Genomic DNA, 20,853 nt, shown 5'->3' with positions numbered 1-20,853 from the left:
TAATTTTAATTGATTGCTTCGCAATAATTTAATTTCTCGCAATTACCGAATTTACTGAAATGCAAGATGAATTTTATATGAATCTAGCTTTACAAAAAGCGTGGAAAAATCAACTTTTAACATATCCTAATCCGGCAGTAGGCGCAGTTGTACTTGATAATGCCGGAAAAATTTTAAGCATTGAAGCGCATGAAAAAGCCGGTTTTGCTCATGCTGAAGTTTTAGCTGTTTTTAGAGCGCTTGAAAATTCGGACCGAAATTTCACTTTAAAATTTTTAAACTCTTATAATAAAAATTTTAACTCAAATTTTAAAGATACAAAAAATTTAGCCACAGAATTTAACGCAAATTTCATATATGATTTCATCATTAAAAATCACGCCGACAAATTAAAAGGCGGTAAAATTTTTGTTACATTGGAGCCTTGTTCTCATTTAGGAAAAACTCCGCCTTGCGCAAATCTGATAAGCGCTTTAAAATTTAAAGATTGTGTAATAGGCGCAAAAGACGAAAACAAAATCGCATCCGGCGGGGCTTATATTTTGAATAAAAATGGCGTAAATGTAAAATTAGGTGTTTGCAAAAATGAAGCCGAAATTTTAATTTCACCTTTTAAAAAGTGGCAAAAAAACGGTAAATTCGTATTTTTTAAACTGGCACTTTCTGCAAACGGCGTAGCCTGCGGCGGAATTATTTCAAATGAAAAAAGCCGTATTTTCTCTCACAAACTTAGGGCAATAAGTGATTTACTGATAATAGGTGGAAACACTGTCAGGACGGATCGCCCGAAACTTGATACCCGTCTAATAAGCAGCACAAAAAATCCGAATATTTTTATTTTTTCTCACTTGCAAAATTTTGATAAAACAATACCGCTTTTCAGCGTGCCGAATAGAAACGTTGAAATCGGTGAAAACATATACGAAAAGCTTAAAAATGGACTTATAATGATTGAAGGTGGTGAAAATTTTCTGCGCGAAATAAAACAGAACGGCAAAATTTGCAGACAGATTGATTATTTTTTATTTTTTCACTCAAATAAGTTTAAAAACGCACAAAATTTAAAAATCGATATGAAATTTAACCAAATTTTCAGCTCGCAAAATAATGATGAAAATTACGGCTGGTATGAAATTTCCAAATTTTAATAAAAATTAAATCAATTTTGACCTAAATCAACAAAAAATTATCTGTGTTTTGATAAAATGTGACATTTTTTTGAGATAAATCCAAAATTTTATCAGAAAATTAAAAATTTTAAAATTTAGGAGGTTTTTTTGGAAAATAAAAACGGCTCGCAAACAGAGCAAAAGACCAAAAAACGCTCTTTTTCCATAGCTTTATTTATTATAATCATCAGTTTTGGCGTGATTATAGGTCATGGACTTTATACTTTTGTCTATGCCGAAGGTTTTTCATATTTCAGCGACGATCCCGCTGCTTGCAAAAACTGTCACGTGATGAATCAGGTATATGAAAGCTGGCAAAGAGGCGGACACCAAAATGCGGCTACCTGTAATCAATGTCACGTTCCGCATGAGTTTTTTTCAAAATGGATAATGAAAGCAAAAAGCGGACTTCATCACGGATATGCTTTTACTTTCAAAGATAATCCTGTTGCATTTTCAGCGACACAAGAGAGCAAACAGATTGTACAACAAAACTGTATCTCTTGCCACAAAGACGTATCGGCAAATTCAATTTGCGGTGCAAATGTCGCTACAGTAGGAAATGACGGCAGATTAAAATTACCTGCCAAAAATGAAGAATTAAGTTGCGTTAGCTGCCATAAGCAAGCAGGCCACGCACATAATTATTAAAATCAAGGAGTTAATAGATGAAAAAATTTATATATCTAGTCAGCTTTTTAATAGCTGTAGTTTTAGGTGCAGGTATATTTGCGCTTTTTGCGGATATCAGCAACAAAAAAATTGAAGAAAAATCTTATCCGCTGATGTTAAATAAAGTTAGCGATACAAATCCTGATATACAGGAATGGGGTAAAAATTTCCCTTCGCAATACAACGGACTTGCTGCGATGAAAGATATCACTTTCCAAACAAATTTTGCAGGAAGTTTGCCATACAGCAAATTGATTCGTTGGCCTGCAGCTACGAAATTGTGGAACGGCTACGCATTTGCGGTTGATTATTCAAGACCTAGACTTCATTTTTATTCACAAATAGATCAAATCGAAACAATGAGAAACAATAAAGAGTATTTAAACGCACATGGGCTTCCTAAATTTAAAGGACAACCGGGAGCCTGTGTAAATTGTCATACCGGACACTTGACCGCTTTAATGGTTGATAAAGACTACAAACTTAGCGAAAATCCTGTGGAAGCGGCAAATAAACCGATGGGATTTTTTGACGTAGATAAAGAAAACGGCGCAGCAAAAAAAGCGGCATGGACAAAAATGAATTCAATACCTTATTTTGATGTAATGAAACTAATAAAAGAAAAACACGGCGATGATGCGTATAAAGGCTCACATTTAGGAAGTAGCTGCGCAGATTGCCATAATCCTGATGATATGAGCTTACGAGTAACAAGACCGGCTTTTGTAAATGCGATGGTGGAGCGCGGATACGAAGCTGACGCAAAAAGCGGCATAAAAGGCACAAGAGCGGAAATGAGAAATTACGTCTGTATGCAATGCCACGTAGAATACTATTTCCAAGGCAAAGACAACACATTGACATTTCCTTGGGCAAAATGGGGCAAAGATAAACCTTTCAAAATTGAAATGTTTGATGAGTATTATGATGAAAAATTAGCCGACGGAAGCTTTAAATTCGACTTTATTCACAAAGATACCGGTGCACAAATCATAAAAATGCAACACTCGGAAGCTGAGCTAAGTAGTGCCGGAATTCACGCTAGAAGCGGCGTAAGTTGTGTTGATTGCCATATGCCTTATAAAAGAGAAGGAAGTATAAAAATCACAAATCACACAATTCAAACTCCACTGGCGGATATAACTGCAAGCTGCAAAACTTGCCATATGCAAAATGAAAACGAATTGAAAAACCGCGTAAGTTTTATACAAAACCGCCACGCTTATGAACTTAGAGGTTGCGAAAACGCTCTGCTTTCTTTGATAAAAGACATATCTTATGCAAGAGGCGAACTTGCAAAATTAGATGAGTTTGCAGCACTTTCTGCAGACGAACAAAAAGCAAAAATCAGTGAAGTTTTGGCTGAACCATTAAAATTCCATAGAAAAGCGCATTTACGATGGGATTTTGCATTTAGTGAAAACAGCTACGGATTTCACGCGCCGCAAGAAGCTATGAGAATTACAGGTCAATGCAAAGAAAACTCACGCCTTGGTCAAATAGCGCTCGTAAATGTAATGTCAAAATACGGAATAAAAATGCAAATCAGCGAAACTGCCGAAATTCCTGAAGCTCCTGAAGTTATTACAGAACACAAATATCCGGTAGCAAGCAAGCCGAGCGATGAACTTTTAAAACTTGATGAAGATATTAAAAATCTGAAATTTTAAAAAACCTCATCTTTTTAAAAACGAAATTCCCGTCATTTGACGGGAATTTCAACTCAATCATGCTCTTTTTAAAAAACAACTAAAAATTAAAAATAAAATTCTATTATTCAAAAATTTCTTTTATATCAGCACCGAGACTTTTGTAAATTTTATAAATATATTCCAAATTAAAACGTTATTTAATGCAAATATTACCATTTAACAATATCACAATTCTTAAAAAATCCGTCACTAATCCATCCGACATTAAATTATCACATGATAACCTTTTCATTTTATAACACAAACAAAAGTGAAGTTATATAAATATAAAAATCACAAAAAGCTTGAATTTTCTAAATTGTTTTGCGCGCGTTTTTAATGTTGAGTGCAATTGAAAGAGAAGATGACAATATTAACAGGCAGTTTCAAAAAAACGCTCTTTTATTTATTCGTTTGGAAATATCAGGAAAAATCAATTTGTGTGGATAAAAAAATTATGTTAAAAAACTTTAAAAAACTTGCCGGACATTTTAATCACATTCGTTGCACTATAATAAAAATTCGAAATAATAGGCTAAAAAACGTATCAATTTTTTTAAAATCAGTCAAATATAAAAATTCTCGTTAAAATTAGAAAATCTTTTTTTTAAATATTTTCCCATTTTATACAAAATTTTATAGTTGAATAAAGAGCAACGGATTTTATTCAATTTAAAAGAATAGTTCAAGTTGATAAATTTCATGTTTTTAATACAATAAACTTTGATATTTTTTATTTTAGCATCACTAAAATTTATAAGTTTTTACAAACAAATAGAATCACAAATTGATAATTTTCGAAAAATTAAATTTAAGACAGTTTATAAAAATTCATTAAATCGCGGATAAAATAAATTTATAAGTTTAAATTTACATATTTGACAATAGATGAAATTTACTATTTATATGCAAAACCAAAACTTATTTTATCTACACTTTTTGAATAATCGACTAAGCTTTCGCCATATCCTGAAAAGTACTGCACGTATCCTTTGAAATTTCCATAAAGCGGAAAAAACCATCCAAGCTCGATTGCGCCGCGATTTTCATCAAATTTTAAATTATTTCGCCATTTTGCATGAAGTTCGTGTTCACCAATTTCATAGTTGAAATTAAACTCGCCATAGCCCATATAATCGCTTATATCGTTGTTGTCATCCGTTAAAAATGCCCGCCAAACTCTCGGCGTAAATGTAAAATTTGACATTTTAAATGCGGCTTGAGCATATAATTTATTCCAACTACGGCTAAGTTCTCCATCTTTTCCGTTTGATTCGTGCAAAGCGCCTAATTGCACGTATTTTATACTATTTTCAAAAGGAATTTGTATAAAAATTTCAGGTTGATAATTTGTCTCACGAAACGGCGCACTATCAAGATCGACTTGCCACCACGCCCTTTGCGTGTAAGCAAATGCGATTTTTTCATTAAGCCCGAATAAATCATAAACAATCGGCATTTCCAAACCGAAACCGAACTTAACTTCGCCGTTTTTACGCCCATCTTTATCGCTGAAATCATAGCTTCCCAAAAAATAAAAAGGTTCGTAAACGCTTATATCAAATAATTTATCATCTTGTGCATATTTTGATTCGCTTTTGTGCTCCACATCGTCTTTGCTTAGAATTTTGTATGAATTTTGAGGCAAAGCTTTATCGACTGAAATTTTACTATCATTGGAAATTTGCGTAGAAATTTCGACATTTTTCGGTTTTTGAAATCTATTTTGTGCGATTTGCTTATACAATTTCATCGCATTTTCATAATCACCTTTATTTTCATAATCTTGCGCTTTTTGATAAATTTCAGTTTCATCGAAAGCAAAAATTCCGGCGCAAAAAATAGCCAAGATAAAAATTTTTCTCATATTTTGACCTTCAACAAATCGGATTGATAATTTATGTTTAAAAATTGCCCGCTATTTTGAAATTCCACGCTTTTAAATCCTGCTTTTTTGCATAAATTTTCAATTTTATGCTCATTTTTTTTAGCAAGCGAATATGCTAAATCGGCAATTTCACTACTGAAAAATCCGCATAAAAAATGTGTTCGCTTGCTTTCTTTTGCAACGCAAATTTTTTCATTTGCGCTATTTTCATAAAGCGAGTAGATTGTAGAAAATTCCACAAGCGGCATATCGGCAGGCACTATAAAAACTTTTTCGTTTTTAAAATTTTCTAAAATACTGAAAAGTGCATTCATCGGTGAAAATTCCGAACTTTTATCAAGTAAAAGCCTAAATTTTCCACCGAATTTATCATTTTTTGCGCTTACAAATATTTTTTCAAAAATTTCGCCGTATCGCTTCACGCAAAACTCCGTTAAAGTATCACATTCATTAAATTTTACAAGAGTTTTATCGTAACCGAAACGAGAACTTTTCCCGCCACTTAAAATCACGCAAACCGGAAGTTTCAAAACTATCTTCTAGGATCTGTTATTTTGCCTGTAATTGCCGAAGCTGCGACTACAGCCGAGTTTGCAAGATAAACTTCGCTGGTTCTATCTCCCATTCTACCTACAAAATTTCTATTTGTAGTGCTGACACAACGTTCATTTGCTCCTAGAATTCCCATATATCCGCCAAGACAAGCCCCACAAGTAGGATTTGATACGACAGCTCCCGCATCTATAAAAATATCGATTAATCCCTCGTGTTCGGCAGCTTTATATATTTTTTGCGTCGCAGGAGTTATTATCAGACGGGTTTTTTTCGCAACTTTTTTGCCTTTTAAAATTTCAGCAGCAATTCTTAAATCACTCAAACGCCCATTTGTACAGCTTCCGATAAATGCCTGGTCTATTTTTAATTCATCGGCAACAGCCTGAGTTATTGTTTTTCCATTACTTGGTAAAAACGGATACGCAACCATAGGCTCAAGCGCGCTCATATCAATTTCAACCGTGCGCTCATAAAAAGCGTCCTCATCGCTATAAAAATATTTCGGTTCGGCTCTTAAATTTTTATCTTTAAAAAATTGTTTTGTTATCTCATCGGCTGCGATTATTCCACTTTTCGCGCCGGCTTCAATCGCCATATTGCACATTGAAAAACGGCTGTCCATATCGATATTCTGAATATCTCCGCAAAATTCAAGCGCCTTATAAAGCGCACCATCAACACCAATCATTGAAATTAGTTTTAAAATAAGATCTTTTCCGTAAATATGTTCGCCTAATCGTCCTTTTAACACGACTTTTATTGATTTCGGTACTTTAAACCAATTTTTACCGGTTATCATCGCATATGCTATATCGGTGCTTCCCATACCTGTGCTGAATGCCCCTAAAGCGCCGTGCGTGCAAGTATGAGAATCTGCTCCTATTATTACATCGCCTGATACCACAAGCCCTTTTTCAGGTATAAGAGCGTGCTCAATTCCAATATCCTTTTCATCGAAAAAATTTTTCAAATTATGCTTATATGCAAATTCGCGTGAAATTTTAGCCTGATTTGCACTTGCAATATCTTTAGTCGGAATATAATGGTCCATTACGATTGCAAAGCCGTCAGGATTAGCCAAATGCGCTGCGCCGGATTTTTCAAATTGGCGAATTGAAATCGGCGTAGTGATATCGTTTCCTATCACCATATCGATTTTACTTTCTACAATCTCTCCTGCGTAAACCTGCGCGCCAACATGGTCGCTAAAAATTTTTTCCGTAATCGTCTGTTTCATTTTTATTCCTTATTAAAATTTTGTATGATTTTAGCAAAATTTCGCTAAAATCTCATTATGAAATATCAAAATTTATTGCAAATAGCGGAATTTTTACAAAAATTCCATAAAATTTCAAACATAAAACGAGTCGGAGATAATCTTTTTTACATAGTTTTTGATGATTATGAGCTGTTTTTCGATCTTGGAAAAACTCACTCAAATATACATAAAAACGAGAATTTCACGCCGAATAAAATTTACAAAGCCCCGTTTGATCTGATTTTGGAAAAACGTTTTGTTTCGGCTAAAATTTCAGCCGTTGAAGTTCCAAAAAACAATCGCATACTTCATATTTGCGCCACTTTAAACGGAAGCTATAAAAAAATTATTTCACATATTTATTTTGAATTTACGGGGCGATTTACAAATGTAATAATAACAGATGAAAATAACATTATTTTGGAAGCTTTAAGGCATTTTGAAAATGAGTTCAGAAATATAAAAGTCGGTGTGAAACTGAAATTTTTACCAGGTATAGAAATTCGAGAAAAAACGGTAGAAAAAATAGAAAATTTTGATATTTTTTTTAAAAATGAGTTTAATAATATAAAAAATTTGCAATTTGAAAATTTACGCACCGCCAAAATTTTATCGGTAGATAAAAAAATAGAAAATTTTTCGCAAAATTTATGCGAACTTCCAAAGGAGGAGGAGCTTTTAAAAAATGCCGCGGATTTTAAACTTAAAGGTGAAATTTTAATTGAAAATCTTTACAAATTAAAAGATTTTGATAGAAAAATTTCAATTTATAAGAATGACAAAAAAATTGAGTTTTCTTTTGAAAAACCGCCGAAAATTTCGGCAAACGATTTTTTCACGACTTCTAAAAAACTTCGCCAAAAAGCAGCGAATTTATATATCCAAAGGCAAAATTTAGACGAACAGCTAAAATTTTGGCAAAACTTAAAAACATTGATTTTAAACGCAAAAAACGGACAGGAGCTTGAAATTTTACTTCCAAAACACGAAATAACCGCACAAAAAAAAGAAAAAAACAACCAAAACGTGCAAAACTTTTATATAGGAGAATTTAAAATAAGTGTCGGTAAAAACAAAATCGGCAACGAATGGCTACTTAAAAACTCGGCTAAAAACGATTTCTGGTTCCATATAAAAGATATACCGGGGGCCCACGTCATTGTAAAAACTGCAAAACAAAACTTAACGCCGGAAATCATAGAAATGGCAGCAAAAATTTGCGTAAATTTCAGCGTAAATACACCTGGAAATTTCAATGTGGATTACACAAAAAGAGGCTTTGTACGTGTAGTTGAAAGTGCGTTTGTAAATTACAATAACTTTAAAACAATAAAAATTTTAAAGCCATAATAAGCGAAAATTTTATATAATTATCGGCTTAGGAGTTTTTTATGAGAGAGAAAATTTTAACAGGCTTAGTACTATTTGTAGCCTTTACGGTTCTTGCGTGGCTTGACATTTATGCCCTGAACTTCGTACTTTTTGTCGTAATACTTGCGGTCGCTTATTCTGAAAGCGCAAAACTTTTCGGTGTCAGCGATGAAAGTAAATATTTTGTTTTAATTGCAATCGCATTTTTTGTGGCATTGCCGTTTGTTACACTTGAAGCGCCGTTTTCAGCAGCCGTGAAACTCTCATTTTTTATGTTAATTTTTGTAGCTTCAATTCAAGCTTATTTTAAAATTTCAAACTTAAAAATCATTTTGCCTTTTATATATCCGGTTGTACCGATTTTTATTATGTTTTCACTTTATAGCGATCTTGGAATTGCGATGTTTGTATGGATGATTCTAATCGTAATCTGCTCTGATTCCGGAGCTTATTTCGTAGGAAAAGCCATAGGCAAAATTCATTTTAGCCCAAGTTCGCCTAATAAAACACTTGAAGGCGTTATCGGCGGATTTATTTTCGCGGTTATAATCAGCTTTTTATACGCTAAAATTTTTACAAATGCGGATTTTAAAGAAATTGTTTATACAACACTTGTTGTGAGCGTATTCGGGGTTTTCGGTGATCTTTTTGAAAGCTACTTAAAACGTCTTGCAAACGTAAAAGATAGCGGCGAAATTTTACCTGGGCATGGCGGAATTTTAGATAGAATAGACGGTTATCTTTTTGGCGCCATAGCGATGCTTTTGGTCTATGCATGGTAGTTTTAGGATCCACCGGAAGTATAGGCACAAACTCCCTTGAAATAGCACGAAAATTTAACATTGAAGTAGAAGCTTTAGCGTGCGCTGAAAATGTAAAAAAATTAAACGCGCAAATTGCGGAATTTCATCCGAAATTTGTCTACATAAAAGATGAAAAATTAAAATCAAAAGTAGCACACAATAAAATTTTTAGCGGCGAAAACGGCATTTGCGAAATGCTGAATCGCTGCGAAAGTAAAACCGTAATAAATGCATTAGTCGGCTTTGCAGGACTTATCCCGAGTCTGAAAATTCAAAATTCAGGCAAAATTTTATGCCTTTCAAATAAAGAAAGTTTGGTAGTGGGCGGAAAATTTTTGGATACTTCTAAAATTCGTGCAATAGACAGCGAACATTTCGGTCTTAAATTTTTACTTGAAAATAGCGCAAAACCCGCTAAAATGATAATTACAGCAAGCGGAGGCGCGTTTTATAAAACGCCGATTAAAGATTTAAGCTCAAAAAAAGCCGCTGACGCTCTAAAACATCCGAACTGGAATATGGGCGCAAAAATCACAATCGATAGCGCTACAATGGCAAACAAACTTTTTGAAATGCTGGAAGCTTTTTGGCTTTACGGCTGCAAAAATCTGGACGCTTTAATTGAACCAAGCTCAAGCGTACATGCTTTGATAGAATTTATTGACGGCTCGACAGCCGCTCATTTAAGCCGCACGGATATGAAACTGGCAATCGCTCATGCGATTTTGCCTAATTTAAAAAGCGAAATTTTAAAACCTGTCGATTTGTTAAGTTTAAATTTGAAATTTGAAAAGATAGATATTAAAAAATATCCTATTTTCGAACTTAAAGATGAAGTTTTGTCAAATCCTGATTTGGGCGTTATAATAAATGCGGCAAACGAAATTGCAGTTTTTGCGTTTTTGCAAGGAAAGTGCGGATTTTTAGATATTTCATCTACAATTTTTAAAGCCGTAGAAAAATTTAACGATTTGACGCCGGAAAATGCGGAAGATCTTATAAAAATAGATAAAATTGTGCGAAATTTCGCAAGAAGCGAGCTTAGATTATGATTTTAGGAATAGAAAGCAGTTGTGATGACAGCTCAATCGCTTTGATGGACGAAAACAGTTTAAAACTTAACTATTTCAGTAAAATTTCACAAGAGATAAAACATGCTAAATTTGGCGGAGTTGTACCTGAACTTGCCGCAAGACTTCACACCAAAGCACTTCCTGAAATGATAGAAAAAATAAAGCCATATTTTAGCGAAATTTCAGCAATTGCCGTCACAAACGAGCCTGGACTTAGTGTAAGTCTAATAGGCGGCGTAAGCATGGCGAAAGCTCTATCAATATCACTGAATAAACCGCTAATTGCCGTAAATCATCTTGTAGGACATATTTTTTCAGTTTTTTTAGATAAAAAAGAAATTTTTCCGCTTGGTGTTCTGCTAGTCAGCGGAGGGCATACTTTGGTTTTAGATATTAGCGCAAACGGCAAAATATCTGTATTAGCTAAAACCGGCGACGACAGTTTCGGCGAAAGCTTTGATAAAGTCGCAAAAATGCTTGGACTTGATTATCCTGGCGGTGCGCTTATAGAAAATTTAGCGAAAAACTGCGATGGAAATCTAAATTTTACCATTCCGCTTTTACATGACAAACGCCTTGAATACAGCTTTTCCGGATTAAAAAATCAAGTTAGAATGGAAATCGAAAAAGCAGGTGAAATTTCACAAAGCGTTCAGGAAAATATAGCTGCAAGTTTCCAAAAAACGGCTATTGCTCATATAATGGATAAATTAAGCAAAATTTACGAAATGAAAAAATGGCAAAATTTTGCGGTCGTCGGCGGTGCAAGTGCCAATTCGGCTCTTAGAACAAAGCTTGAAAATTTGGCAAACAAATACGGCTCGACCTTGCATCTGGCGCCGCTTAAATTTTGCTCGGATAATGCCGCTATGATAGCACGCGCAGGAGTTTATAAGTATAATAAAAAAGAGTTTATAAACTATAAAAATTTAGATATAGTTCCGCATTTAAATTACGAAAATTTTAAAATTTAAACTTTTTACGCACTTATTTTTTTAACTTCATTTATCTTTTTACTGATTTTTTGATACGAAAATATTTTGCACAATCAGTTTTTATAAAATTTGCGAATTAAATGTCATAAAAAATTTTATACTTCGGCGCAAAAAAATATTTTGCTTTTTTACAGCGTGTTTTAAAAAAATAAAACTTTATATCAAAATTTATCATAAGCGATTTTTATATGATGTCTAATTTCGCAGTTTTTCATATCCGCTTTAAAAAGAGGCAATATAAAAGCCGTTTTTTTCTTGCAAAAGATTTTACCGTTTTTAAAATATGAAATCAAAAATATTAAAATTATAAAATTTGCCGTGTCGACAAAGTAAAAATAACCGAAATGCGCCGTCATACAAGTTATAAATTTAAAATCATAAACTTGCATAAAAAATAAATTTAGTGTCTTAATGCGCGCTAATTGGATATTTAAAAATACGTATAAAATTAGGAGAGTAAAAAAGTCTTGAATTTTAAAATAAAATATTTTAAAAACGCGCATAAATTTACATTTAAGATTAAAAATTTAAGGCCAAACTGCACTAATTTCGCCTTTTGTATTCATCATAACCAAAAATTTTGCTGTCTAAAATTTCGCCGTTTTTATCTATGAGATACAAATCCGGTAATTTTATACCGTTAAATGTCGTATTTTTTACAATTGTATAGTGTATCTGATCTTCAAAAATAATGCGATCACCGATTTTTAAAGGTTTTTCAAAACAATAAAGCGGCTCGCCACTTTCAAGTCCTATTATGTCGCCAGCAAGACAGGTATTTCCACCAAAACGATATGAAAAAATTTCGCCGTTTTTAAGTTTTTTATCACAAGACGAAATTTCGTCGCGCACAGCCGGACGATACGGCATAAGAACGGTATCCGGCATATGCGCTTCGGCTGAAGTGTCCAAAATCGCGATTTTTACGCCATTTTCCACTATATCAAGCACACTTGCAACCAAATATCCGCACTGCCAACCAACTGCTTCTCCAGGTTCTATATAAACTTCCACGCCCCATTTTTGACTGAAATCTTTTAAAATTTTAACCAAAAGCTCTACATTGTAACCTTTTTTTGTGATATGGTGTCCGCCGCCAAAATTTATCCATTTCATACGCGGTATAAACTCGCCGAACTGCATTTCAAACTCACGCACAACAGTTTGCAGATGTTCGCTGCTTTCCTCGCAAAGCGCGTGCAAATGAAGTCCTGAAATACCATCAAGCAAAGAATTCTCAACATTTAAAGCATTTTTAAAATTTTCAATCGTAATTCCAAGACGACTGAATTTTCCGCAAGGATTGTAATTTTCAACAGGCGAAAAAGATGTTTGCGGATTTACACGAAGACCGCATTTTACGCCACTTATAATAGCTTTTTGACGAAATTTCTTCCACTGAGAAAAAGAGTTAAAAACTACATGATTTGAAATTTGCAAAATTTCATCCATATCATCATCTTTAAAAGCCGGGCTGTAAGTGTGGATTTCTATATTTTTATAATTTTTATTGCCCATTTTTTGCATATTTTCAGATAAACCGCCTTTTATCAAATCGTTTGCATATTTCGCTTCAAAAAGCCCGCTGCACGTTGCTCCCCGTAAAAATTCCCCGATATAAGGCATAGCAAGACTGAAAGCGAAACCTTTTAGCGCACATAAAACTTTTGCACCACTTTCTTCGCCAACACTTTTCAAAAGCTCTAAATTTCGTAAAAGCGCATCTTTTTCACAAACATAAGCAGGTGTTTTTATTTCATTTATATTCATTTTTTTCCTTAAAATTTTTTTGGTTATTATATAAAATTTTGTTAAAATACCAAAAAATTTGAGGAAAGAATAATGGTAAAAGTAGAATTTTTAGGTCCTATAAATAAAGAACCGATTGAACTTGAAATATCAAATTTATCACAGTTAAGAGAAATTTTACAAAAAGATGAAAACGTAAAGCCTTGGCTTGAAACCTCAGCCATAGCTGTAAATGACAAAATAGTTTTTTCTAAAAATTTCAAACTTGAAAATGGAGACAAAATAGCTATTTTACCGCCTGTTTGTGGAGGTTGATATGGAAATTTACGAAGGAAAACTAAATGTGAATGAAATTTTAACTCGTTGGTATAATGAGTTAAAAAATCGCAACTGCGGCGCTTTTATAAATTTTGTAGGTATCGTGCGAGCTGAAAATAATATAAGTGCACTTAGTTTTGACATCTATGAACCGCTTCTTAAAAATTGGCTTGATAATTGGCAGGAAAAAGCCGCAAAAATTGACGCTTTTATAAAATTTGCTCATTCAAGAGGCGATGTAAGCGTGCATGAAAGTTCATTTGTATGCGCTATAATAAGTCCGAAACGAAAAACAGCACTTACTCTGATAAATGATTTTGTTGAAGATTTTAAAGCAAACGCGCCGATTTGGAAATACGATGTGATAGACGGTAAAAGAATTTATGCGAAAGATAGATCCAGCGCAATAAATGGTGCAGGAATATTAAAATAATTTTAGGCACAAAAAAAGTGCCTAAAAAACGGATTTACTTGTTATCTATAATGATAATAGCATCAGAAAACGGCGTATCTTTTATAGCAGCCAAAGATCCCGTACTCCAAACGTTTGCACAAAGCCCGTCGGTACTTTTTATAAGTTTTGTTTCGTTGTTGTCGGTAACTTTAAAAGTAGCACAGGCATTTCCGCGAAGCATAACAGGATTTTCGATATTACTCATCGGTGATATATCGGTATCTCCTTTAGGACCTTTTACAAAATTACCTTGTGAAATGTAAAAACTTGCTATCTCACTCATACCGTTAACTATCGTTTGAGATTTTGCTACGATTTCAGCATCATCTCTGGTAGCAGCCAGTCTAGGAATAGCAACAGCAGCCAAAATTCCCAAAATAACAATCACAAAGATCAATTCAATCATTGTAAAAGCTTTCATTATATCTCCTTTCACTATCTTTGCCTTTGCAAAAAATAGTGTTCAGATTATAGCTAAATTTTGGTTAAAGATAAAATTTTTTAAGTGATGTTAAAGTTGAACCGAGATTTAAAAGCATCATATCGGCTACAATAAGTCTCATCATCGCGGTTGCCACCACACTTCCCCTTACAGCGATACAAGGATCGTGCCTGCCTTTTAAACTGAGCGTTTTGACAGCTCCACTTTCATCTATAGTATTTTGCGCTAAAAAAATAGACGGTGTCGGTTTAAAATGGCTTTTTACAATAATTTCATCGCCATTTGTAATGCCGCCCAAAATTCCGCCACTATGATTTGTTTTAAATTTTCCAAACGGCAAAATTTCATCGTTATTTTCACTTCCAATCATCTCGCTTGCTTTTACGCCGGCTCCGATTTCTACGGCTTTTACGCCATTTATTCCCATTAGTGCATAAGCAATTTTCGCATCAATTTTATCATAAAGAACTTCTCCAAGCCCTGCAGGCACATTTTTTACGCGTGTTACTACATTTCCGCCTACGCTGTCGTGGGCATTTTTAGCATTTAAAATTTCATTTTTCATTTCATTTTCAAACTCTTTAAAAAGCGAGAAAATTTCACTGGTTTGCGCATAATCAAAATCCATTTTTAAATTTTTTGCATTTGAAATTTCACCGCCTTTATTTATAGAACCTATGCTGAAAATTCCACTTTGCACACAAATATCAAACTCATTAAGCAAAATCTGTGCAAAAGCGCCCGCTGCCACGCGAACGGCGGTTTCGCGAGCGCTACTTCTTCCACCACCCCTGTAATCTCTAATTACGAATTTCTTAAAATATCCGAAATCAGCATGTCCTGGACGAAAAAGATTTTTTATATTTTCATAATCTTTACTTTTTTGATTTTCATTAAAAATTATAAAGCCGATCGGCGTACCGATGCTTACGCCTTCAAAAATTCCACTAAAAATTTGCACTTTATCATTTTCTTTTCTGGCGGTAGCAAATTTTCCACCCGGTTTTCTTTTATCAAGTTCGGCTTGAATAAATTTTTCATCTATTTTAACGCCTGACGGAAATCCGTCAATCACGCCGCCGATTGCATTGCCGTGGCTTTCTCCAAAAGTAGTAAGCCTAAGCTTTCGACCAAAAGTATTCATACTTCGTCCTTTGAAATTTTTTGTAAAATTTAATTATATTTTTGTAACAAACAATTATATTTAAATTTTCTAACAATCTTTTTTTAAAGTATTATATAATATTTTTCCACATTTTTTAAACCGAAAATCGTATAAACACAATCAATTTTAAATCCGGTTTATTTAAATAAAAAGCCGAATATCTGTTATAAAGTAATTTTTTTGATTATAAAATATGGTACAAAATTAAAAAATTTTATAGGACATTAAAAATTTAACGTCCTATTTTTAGATGGATTAGTGGAATTTTAATTAAAATTTTTATGTGAATTGATTAATTTTTCGCGCAAATTCCAAAGTTTGTTTGACATATCGACCTTATAAACTTGCGGATTGATGTTTCTTAGATATTCATCCCAAATAAGCGCCTTTTGCTCTTTGCTATATTTTGCGATTTCCATTACGCTTCGTTTGTTTCCTACAAATTTGCCGTCTATAAAAAGTGGTTTCAGTAAAGGTTCAGCCGTAAAATTTTCAACTTTCTTTCGGCGATACGTATAAAGCGGATGGAAGATTTCAAGCGATTTGCTTTCATCTATTTTTTCATCGGCAAGCGTAATCAAATCTGCAACCGCTTTGCCATTATCCTTATCATAAAGTCTATAAACTTGTTTGTATCCAGGGTTATTTATCTTGCGCGGATCATTTGAAATTTTAATTTTCGGTTCAAAATTTCCGTTTCGTTCGATGCCTGAAAGTTTATAAACACCACCTAAACTTGGACTGTCATGTGATGTGATAAGTCTGGTGCCGACTCCCCAAGAATCTATCTTAGCACCGAAAAGTTTAAGTTGTTCGATAGAATATTCGTCCAAATCGCTTGAAGCTGTAATTTTTGCATTTTTAAAACCGGCTTCGTCAAGCATTTTACGCGCTATTTTCGTCAAGTATTCCAAATCGCCCGAATCAATACGAATTCCAAGCGGTTCGTGTCCGTTTGCGCGAAGTTCTTTAAAAACTTTAATGGCGTTTGGAATGCCGCTTTTTAGCGTATCATATGTATCGACGAGCAAAAGTGCGGTATTCGGATACATTTTAGCATAAGCTCTAAACGCATCTATTTCATTGTCAAAACTTTGAATCCACGAGTGAGAGTGTGTTCCAAGCGGTTTTATGTCAAACATTTTTGCCGCCAAAACATTTGCCGTTCCGCCGCAACCGCCTATGACAGCCGCTTTAGCGCCATAAATTCCGGCGCTCCTGTCTTGAGCTCTTCTAAGTCCGAATTCCATAACCAAATCGTTGTTTGCGGCTTTGCAAATACGTGAGCTTTTTGTTGCGATTAGCGTCTGAAAATTTAAAATGTTTAAAATTGCGGTCTCAATCAGTTGGGCTTCCATAATATTTGCTTTTACGCGTAATAACGGTTCGTGCGGAAAAACTATATTTCCTTCTTCAACGGCATAAATTTCGCCGTTAAACTTAAAAGTTTTTAAATAATTTAAAAATTCGTCTTTAAAAGTCCCTAAACTTTTTAAATACTTAATATCATCATCGCTAAATCTTAAATTTTTAATATAATCAACTACTTCATTGACACCGCAAAATATCGCATATCCACCATTTGATGGATTTTTACGATAAAACATATCAAAAACCGCAACATCATCTTTTTTTTCAAAAAAATAACCTTGCATCATTGTAAGTTGATAAAAATCGGTAAGCAGCGCTTCGCTCATTTTTCCGCCTCTAATCTCTCTTTGTATTTTTTTAGATCAAAGTCTTTAATCAAAGCAACTCCATCCTCAATCGCTGCTTTTGCTACAGCTAATGCAACCCTTGAAAAAACTCTTTCATCAAAAGGATTTGGTATCACATAATTTATACCGAATTCTAATTTGTCATTACCGACAATCTTTTTAACTTTATCACTGACAGGCTCTCTTGCAAGCTCTGCTAAGGCTTTTGCCGCAGCCATTTTCATATTTTCAGTTATATTTGTAGATTTTACATCAAGCGCGCCCCTGAAAATATAAGGAAATCCTAAAATATTGTTGATTTGGTTTGGATAGTCACTTCTTCCTGTTCCTATAATAGCGTCGTCTCTTGTATCTTTTACATCTTTTGGGCTGATTTCAGGATCCGGATTTGCAAGAGCAAAAACTATAGGATTTTTTGCCATACTTTTTACCATATCTTTGCTTACGATACCTGCTTTGCTAAGTCCTAAAAACATATCGGCATTTTTCATCGCATCGCTTAAGGTTCTTGCGTCCGTTTTTATTGCAAATTCCATTTTTTCAGGGCTTAAATTTTCTCTTCCTTCATAAATTACGCCTTTAGAATCAACCATAATTACATTTTTCGCACCAAGAGTCTTATACATTCTTGCGCAAGCAATTCCTGCAGCCCCGCTTCCGCTTACTACTATCTTGACATCTTCTATTTTTTTGCCGCTTATTTTAACGGCATTTAAAAGTCCGGCTGATGTTATGATAGCCGTTCCATGCTGATCGTCATGCATAACCGGAATTTTGGTCTCAGCTTTCAATCTTTTTTCTATATAAAAACACTCCGGCGCTTTTATATCTTCAAGGTTTATACCGCCGAATGTCGGCGCAATCGCTTTGCAGATTTCTATAAATTTATCAGGATCCGTTTCATCTATTTCTATATCAAAAGCATCTATTTTCCCAAATTTTTTAAATAATACCGCTTTACCTTCCATAACAGGTTTGCCGGCTTGCGCTCCGATATTACCAAGTCCTAAAACGGCGGTTCCATTACTGATAACAGCTACCAAATTTGATTTATTTGTGTATTTATAAGCAAGTTCGCTGTTTTTATGAATCTCTTTGCAAGGTTCGGCAACACCAGGACTGTAAGCCAATGAAAGTTCTTCCACACTTTCGCAAGGCTTTGTGATTTGTATGGCAGTTTTGCCTCCTATGTGATATTCAAGTGCTTTTTCTTTGTTTATCATAAACTTTCCTTGTTTTTTATTAAATTTTCTATTCTTAATTTTATCTCATTTACACCTAAAATTTCAATTACCTCAAAAATAGAAGGGCTTACGCTTGTGCCAGTAATCGCAACCCTTAAAGGTTGGGCTAAATTTTTAAGTTTTTCTCCCTCTTTTTCCAAAAATTGCATGGTTTTTTCTTCAATTTCCTTTGCTTTTAAATTTTGCGCGTCTAAAATTTCGCTGAATTTTTGAAGCAAGTTTTTTGAGTTTTCATTTATAAATTTATTAAAGGCTTTTTGCTCGTAAGTTTTTGGACGTGACAAAAGCGAATCTATCCCTTTCGCCATATCCGCCAACGTTTTGGCGCGCTCTTTAAAAGAATCTATTAAAAGCTCTTTTTTAGGGTGATTTTCAATGTTGATATTAAAATTCTTAAGCTCTTTTATTAGCCTTTTATTTGATGAGTTTTTTATGTAATAAGCATTTAGCCACTCAAGTTTGCTTTGATTGAAAGTGCTTGAGCTTTTGCTGATATGGTTAGGATCAAAGTATTTTTTCATATCATCAAGGCTGAAAATTTCATCATCGCCGTGGCTCCAGCCAAGTCGTACTAAAAAATTCAAAAGCGCTTCCGGCAAATATCCCATACGTTTATATTCCATAACATCCGTTGCGCCGTGTCTTTTTGAGAGTTTCCGCCCGTCGCTTCCGTTTATCATCGCAACATGGTAAAATTTAGGTATTTTAAATCCCAAAGCATTGTATAAAACAATTTGTTTTGGAGTATTTGAAAGGTGATCATCACCGCGAATAACATCTGTAATTCCCATAAGCGCGTCATCGATGACAACGGTAAAATTATAAGTCGGTGTTCCGTCGCTTCTTGCGATTATAAAATCATCCAAAATATCATTAGCGTTAAATTTCATACTGCCTTTTATACCGTCGTCAAACTCAATTGTGCCGGAAAGTGGTGCTTTTATACGAATAACAGGATCAATTCCTTTTGGCGGAATGCCATTAAAATCTCTATATCTACCGTCATATTTAGGACGTTCTTTACGCGCTTCCTGCTCGGCTCTTAGAGTATCCAGTTCGGCTTTACTCATATAACATTTATAAGCTTTATTTTCATCAAGCAGCTTTTGAATATATTTTTTGTATAAATCAAAACGGCTGCTTTGATAAACGATTTCGCCGTCATAATCAAGCCCGCACCACTTAAAAGCCTCCACAATAGCGTTTGCAGCTTCAACCGAATTGCGTTTTAAATCAGTATCTTCAATGCGAAGTACAAATTTTCCGCCGTTAGCGCGTGCATAAAGATAATTAAAAAGTGCCGTCCTAAGTCCTCCGATATGTAAATATCCTGTCGGACTCGGTGCAAATCTGGTACAAATCATATAAAATTCCTTTAAATTTACTAAAAAAAGCTATAATTTCAATTTTGGTATTATATTATCAAAGAGCTTAAATAAAGGTTGGAAATGAAAAAAAAGTTTGTTTTTCTATCATTAATTTTTGGTTTTTGCCTTGCCAATGCCGATGTCATAAACGGCGTTGTAGCGGTAGTGGAAAATGAGCCTATCACACATTACGAATTAAACAAAATGATAAAAACGCGCGGACTAAATCCGAATGATGCCTTAGAAGTACTGATAAAAAATAAACTTCAAGTAGCTGAAATTAAAAGACTTGGAATTATCACAAGCGACTACGAAACAAATGAGCGTATAAAAGCAATAGCCGCACAAAATAAAATTTCAGTAGATACAATGCAGGCTTCAATAAAAAAACAAGGCGGAACATGGAGCGAATTTAAAGAAAACGTAAGAAATTCTTTACAAGAAGAAAAACTTTACGCGGCAATTTTTAAAGAAGTCGCAAAAAGCGTTACTCCTGAAAATGTAGAAAAATTTTACAACGAAAATCCGTCTCTTTTTACAACATATGACAGCGTAAATTTAATACGTTATATATCAAAAAATGCAAATGCCCTATCGGCTATAAAAGCCGGTAAAAATGCAGACGGGGTACAAAAAATTAGCGGTGTGTTAAAAAACAGTCAAATGAATGAAAGTCTTAGATATGTCGTATCAAATGTAGGGCCTGATGGCTTTTCACCGATAATTCCAACAAAACTGGGTTATGAAATGTTTAAGGTGAATTCTAAAAACGGCGTTAATAAAATAAGTTTTGAAGAAGCGCAACAAAAAGCAATAGAAGCTTATACGATAAGCGAGCGTAAAAAGGCAATCGAAAATTTCAATCAAAAACTCCGCTCAAATGCAATAATTAAAATAATTAAACACTAAAATTTAGGATAA

General features: G+C 34.0%; 19 protein-coding genes. 10 read left to right on the top strand and 9 right to left on the bottom strand.

Annotated elements, in window-relative coordinates; translation table 11 throughout:
* Positions 1 to 59: 59 nt before the first annotated feature.
* From ribD to CHAB381_RS00645, 3 genes are all read left to right on the top strand, one after another.
* A complete protein-coding gene (ribD, locus tag CHAB381_RS00655; protein ID WP_011991591.1) occupies positions 60 to 1,148 on the top strand; it encodes a bifunctional diaminohydroxyphosphoribosylaminopyrimidine deaminase/5-amino-6-(5-phosphoribosylamino)uracil reductase RibD in 1,089 nt (362 codons plus the stop codon).
* Between the two features lie 129 nt (positions 1,149 to 1,277).
* Positions 1,278 to 1,820 carry a cytochrome c nitrite reductase small subunit gene (gene nrfH, locus CHAB381_RS00650; protein ID WP_011991590.1) on the top strand — a complete coding sequence of 181 codons (543 nt, stop codon included), beginning with the start codon at positions 1,278 to 1,280 and terminating at the stop codon, positions 1,818 to 1,820.
* Positions 1,821 to 1,837: 17 nt separating this feature from the next.
* Positions 1,838 to 3,511: an ammonia-forming cytochrome c nitrite reductase subunit c552 gene (locus CHAB381_RS00645; protein ID WP_011991589.1), complete on the top strand. Its 1,674-nt coding sequence runs from the start codon at positions 1,838 to 1,840 to the stop codon at positions 3,509 to 3,511.
* A gap of 919 nt (positions 3,512 to 4,430) precedes the next feature.
* Here CHAB381_RS00645 and CHAB381_RS00635 read toward each other — a convergent pair.
* Genes CHAB381_RS00635 through leuC form a run of 3 tightly spaced genes read right to left on the bottom strand, consistent with a single transcriptional unit; the run spans position 4,431 to position 7,212 of the window.
* Entirely contained in the window at positions 4,431 to 5,399 is a 969-nt protein-coding gene (locus tag CHAB381_RS00635) for a phospholipase A (RefSeq protein WP_011991586.1), read from the bottom strand.
* Positions 5,396 to 5,950: a molybdenum cofactor guanylyltransferase gene (locus CHAB381_RS00630; RefSeq protein WP_011991585.1), complete on the bottom strand. Its 555-nt coding sequence runs from the start codon at positions 5,948 to 5,950 to the stop codon at positions 5,396 to 5,398. Before CHAB381_RS00630 ends, CHAB381_RS00635 begins: the two co-directional genes overlap by 4 nt.
* 2 nt (positions 5,951 to 5,952) lie before the next feature.
* Entirely contained in the window at positions 5,953 to 7,212 is a 1,260-nt protein-coding gene (leuC, locus tag CHAB381_RS00625) for a 3-isopropylmalate dehydratase large subunit (protein WP_011991584.1), read from the bottom strand.
* Positions 7,213 to 7,269: 57 nt separating this feature from the next.
* On the opposite strand from leuC, the gene CHAB381_RS00620 reads away from it, so the two are divergent.
* Genes CHAB381_RS00620 through tsaD form a run of 4 tightly spaced genes read left to right on the top strand, consistent with a single transcriptional unit; the run spans position 7,270 to position 11,454 of the window.
* Positions 7,270 to 8,583: an NFACT RNA binding domain-containing protein gene (locus tag CHAB381_RS00620; RefSeq protein WP_011991583.1), complete on the top strand. Its 1,314-nt coding sequence runs from the start codon at positions 7,270 to 7,272 to the stop codon at positions 8,581 to 8,583.
* 41 nt (positions 8,584 to 8,624) lie between these two features.
* Positions 8,625 to 9,386 (top strand): phosphatidate cytidylyltransferase, encoded by a 762-nt coding sequence (locus CHAB381_RS00615; RefSeq protein ID WP_011991582.1) that lies wholly within the window; start codon positions 8,625 to 8,627, stop codon positions 9,384 to 9,386.
* On the top strand, positions 9,380 to 10,459 hold the full coding sequence (dxr, locus tag CHAB381_RS00610; RefSeq protein ID WP_011991581.1) for a 1-deoxy-D-xylulose-5-phosphate reductoisomerase: 1,080 nt from the start codon (positions 9,380 to 9,382) through the stop codon (positions 10,457 to 10,459). The genes CHAB381_RS00615 and dxr overlap by 7 nt, the downstream gene beginning before the upstream one ends.
* The gene (gene tsaD / locus CHAB381_RS00605; RefSeq protein ID WP_011991580.1) at positions 10,456 to 11,454 is read left to right on the top strand and encodes a tRNA (adenosine(37)-N6)-threonylcarbamoyltransferase complex transferase subunit TsaD; all 999 of its coding nucleotides are present in this window, start codon (positions 10,456 to 10,458) and stop codon (positions 11,452 to 11,454) included. The genes dxr and tsaD overlap by 4 nt, the downstream gene beginning before the upstream one ends.
* Before the next feature lie 564 nt (positions 11,455 to 12,018).
* Here the strand turns inward: tsaD and nspC are convergent.
* Entirely contained in the window at positions 12,019 to 13,245 is a 1,227-nt protein-coding gene (gene nspC, locus CHAB381_RS00595; RefSeq protein WP_011991578.1) for a carboxynorspermidine decarboxylase, read from the bottom strand.
* Positions 13,246 to 13,317: 72 nt separating this feature from the next.
* On the opposite strand from nspC, the gene CHAB381_RS00590 reads away from it, so the two are divergent.
* Both CHAB381_RS00590 and CHAB381_RS00585 read left to right on the top strand, forming a co-directional pair.
* Positions 13,318 to 13,539, top strand: coding sequence for a MoaD/ThiS family protein (locus tag CHAB381_RS00590; protein ID WP_011991577.1), 222 nt, complete (start codon positions 13,318 to 13,320; stop codon positions 13,537 to 13,539).
* A 1-nt stretch (position 13,540) separates the two neighbouring features.
* Positions 13,541 to 13,975: a molybdopterin synthase catalytic subunit gene (locus CHAB381_RS00585; protein WP_011991576.1), complete on the top strand. Its 435-nt coding sequence runs from the start codon at positions 13,541 to 13,543 to the stop codon at positions 13,973 to 13,975.
* Between the two features lie 34 nt (positions 13,976 to 14,009).
* Here the strand turns inward: CHAB381_RS00585 and CHAB381_RS08935 are convergent, their stop codons facing one another.
* The 5 genes from CHAB381_RS08935 to gltX all read right to left on the bottom strand — a co-directional run bounded on the left by CHAB381_RS08935 (position 14,010) and on the right by gltX (position 19,929).
* Positions 14,010 to 14,417, bottom strand: a complete 408-nt coding sequence (locus tag CHAB381_RS08935; protein WP_011991575.1) for a type II secretion system protein — start codon at positions 14,415 to 14,417, stop codon at positions 14,010 to 14,012.
* A gap of 64 nt (positions 14,418 to 14,481) precedes the next feature.
* The gene (aroC, locus tag CHAB381_RS00575; RefSeq protein ID WP_011991574.1) at positions 14,482 to 15,582 is read right to left on the bottom strand and encodes a chorismate synthase; all 1,101 of its coding nucleotides are present in this window, start codon (positions 15,580 to 15,582) and stop codon (positions 14,482 to 14,484) included.
* 287 nt (positions 15,583 to 15,869) lie between these two features.
* Positions 15,870 to 17,300, bottom strand: coding sequence for a nicotinate phosphoribosyltransferase (locus CHAB381_RS00570; protein WP_011991573.1), 1,431 nt, complete (start codon positions 17,298 to 17,300; stop codon positions 15,870 to 15,872).
* Complete coding sequence (locus tag CHAB381_RS00565) at positions 17,297 to 18,544, bottom strand: malic enzyme-like NAD(P)-binding protein (protein ID WP_011991572.1); 1,248 nt, start codon at positions 18,542 to 18,544, stop codon at positions 17,297 to 17,299. The genes CHAB381_RS00570 and CHAB381_RS00565 overlap by 4 nt, the downstream gene beginning before the upstream one ends.
* Positions 18,541 to 19,929 carry a glutamate--tRNA ligase gene (gene gltX, locus CHAB381_RS00560; protein ID WP_011991571.1) on the bottom strand — a complete coding sequence of 463 codons (1,389 nt, stop codon included), beginning with the start codon at positions 19,927 to 19,929 and terminating at the stop codon, positions 18,541 to 18,543. Before gltX ends, CHAB381_RS00565 begins: the two co-directional genes overlap by 4 nt.
* A gap of 84 nt (positions 19,930 to 20,013) precedes the next feature.
* Between gltX and CHAB381_RS00555 the strand changes: the two genes are divergently transcribed.
* Positions 20,014 to 20,841 (top strand): peptidyl-prolyl cis-trans isomerase, encoded by an 828-nt coding sequence (locus CHAB381_RS00555; RefSeq protein WP_011991570.1) that lies wholly within the window; start codon positions 20,014 to 20,016, stop codon positions 20,839 to 20,841.
* The last annotated feature ends 12 nt before the right edge of the window (positions 20,842 to 20,853 follow it).

Source organism: Campylobacter hominis ATCC BAA-381, from assembly GCF_000017585.1.
Lineage (GTDB): Bacteria > Campylobacterota > Campylobacteria > Campylobacterales > Campylobacteraceae > Campylobacter_B > Campylobacter_B hominis.
The sequence above is the reverse complement of the archived record's forward strand: the minus strand, read 5'-3'. Positions and strand labels throughout refer to the sequence as shown.

What these genes read in the sequence shown, in the direction of transcription:
- CHAB381_RS00615 (WP_011991582.1), top strand. Translation starts at nt 8,625, where the DNA reads ATGAGAGAGAAAATTTTAACAGGCTTAGTACTATTTGTAGCCTTTACG.
- leuC (WP_011991584.1), bottom strand. Translation starts at nt 7,212, where the DNA reads ATGAAACAGACGATTACGGAAAAAATTTTTAGCGACCATGTTGGCGCG.
- CHAB381_RS00585 (WP_011991576.1), top strand. Translation starts at nt 13,541, where the DNA reads ATGGAAATTTACGAAGGAAAACTAAATGTGAATGAAATTTTAACTCGT.
- CHAB381_RS00645 (WP_011991589.1), top strand. Translation starts at nt 1,838, where the DNA reads ATGAAAAAATTTATATATCTAGTCAGCTTTTTAATAGCTGTAGTTTTA.
- CHAB381_RS00590 (WP_011991577.1), top strand. Translation starts at nt 13,318, where the DNA reads ATGGTAAAAGTAGAATTTTTAGGTCCTATAAATAAAGAACCGATTGAA.
- CHAB381_RS00635 (WP_011991586.1), bottom strand. Translation starts at nt 5,399, where the DNA reads ATGAGAAAAATTTTTATCTTGGCTATTTTTTGCGCCGGAATTTTTGCT.
- dxr (WP_011991581.1), top strand. Translation starts at nt 9,380, where the DNA reads ATGGTAGTTTTAGGATCCACCGGAAGTATAGGCACAAACTCCCTTGAA.
- gltX (WP_011991571.1), bottom strand. Translation starts at nt 19,929, where the DNA reads ATGATTTGTACCAGATTTGCACCGAGTCCGACAGGATATTTACATATC.
- CHAB381_RS00555 (WP_011991570.1), top strand. Translation starts at nt 20,014, where the DNA reads ATGAAAAAAAAGTTTGTTTTTCTATCATTAATTTTTGGTTTTTGCCTT.
- tsaD (WP_011991580.1), top strand. Translation starts at nt 10,456, where the DNA reads ATGATTTTAGGAATAGAAAGCAGTTGTGATGACAGCTCAATCGCTTTG.
- ribD (WP_011991591.1), top strand. Translation starts at nt 60, where the DNA reads ATGCAAGATGAATTTTATATGAATCTAGCTTTACAAAAAGCGTGGAAA.
- aroC (WP_011991574.1), bottom strand. Translation starts at nt 15,582, where the DNA reads ATGAATACTTTTGGTCGAAAGCTTAGGCTTACTACTTTTGGAGAAAGC.
- CHAB381_RS00620 (WP_011991583.1), top strand. Translation starts at nt 7,270, where the DNA reads ATGAAATATCAAAATTTATTGCAAATAGCGGAATTTTTACAAAAATTC.
- CHAB381_RS08935 (WP_011991575.1), bottom strand. Translation starts at nt 14,417, where the DNA reads ATGAAAGCTTTTACAATGATTGAATTGATCTTTGTGATTGTTATTTTG.
- CHAB381_RS00570 (WP_011991573.1), bottom strand. Translation starts at nt 17,300, where the DNA reads ATGAGCGAAGCGCTGCTTACCGATTTTTATCAACTTACAATGATGCAA.
- nspC (WP_011991578.1), bottom strand. Translation starts at nt 13,245, where the DNA reads ATGAATATAAATGAAATAAAAACACCTGCTTATGTTTGTGAAAAAGAT.
- CHAB381_RS00565 (WP_011991572.1), bottom strand. Translation starts at nt 18,544, where the DNA reads ATGATAAACAAAGAAAAAGCACTTGAATATCACATAGGAGGCAAAACT.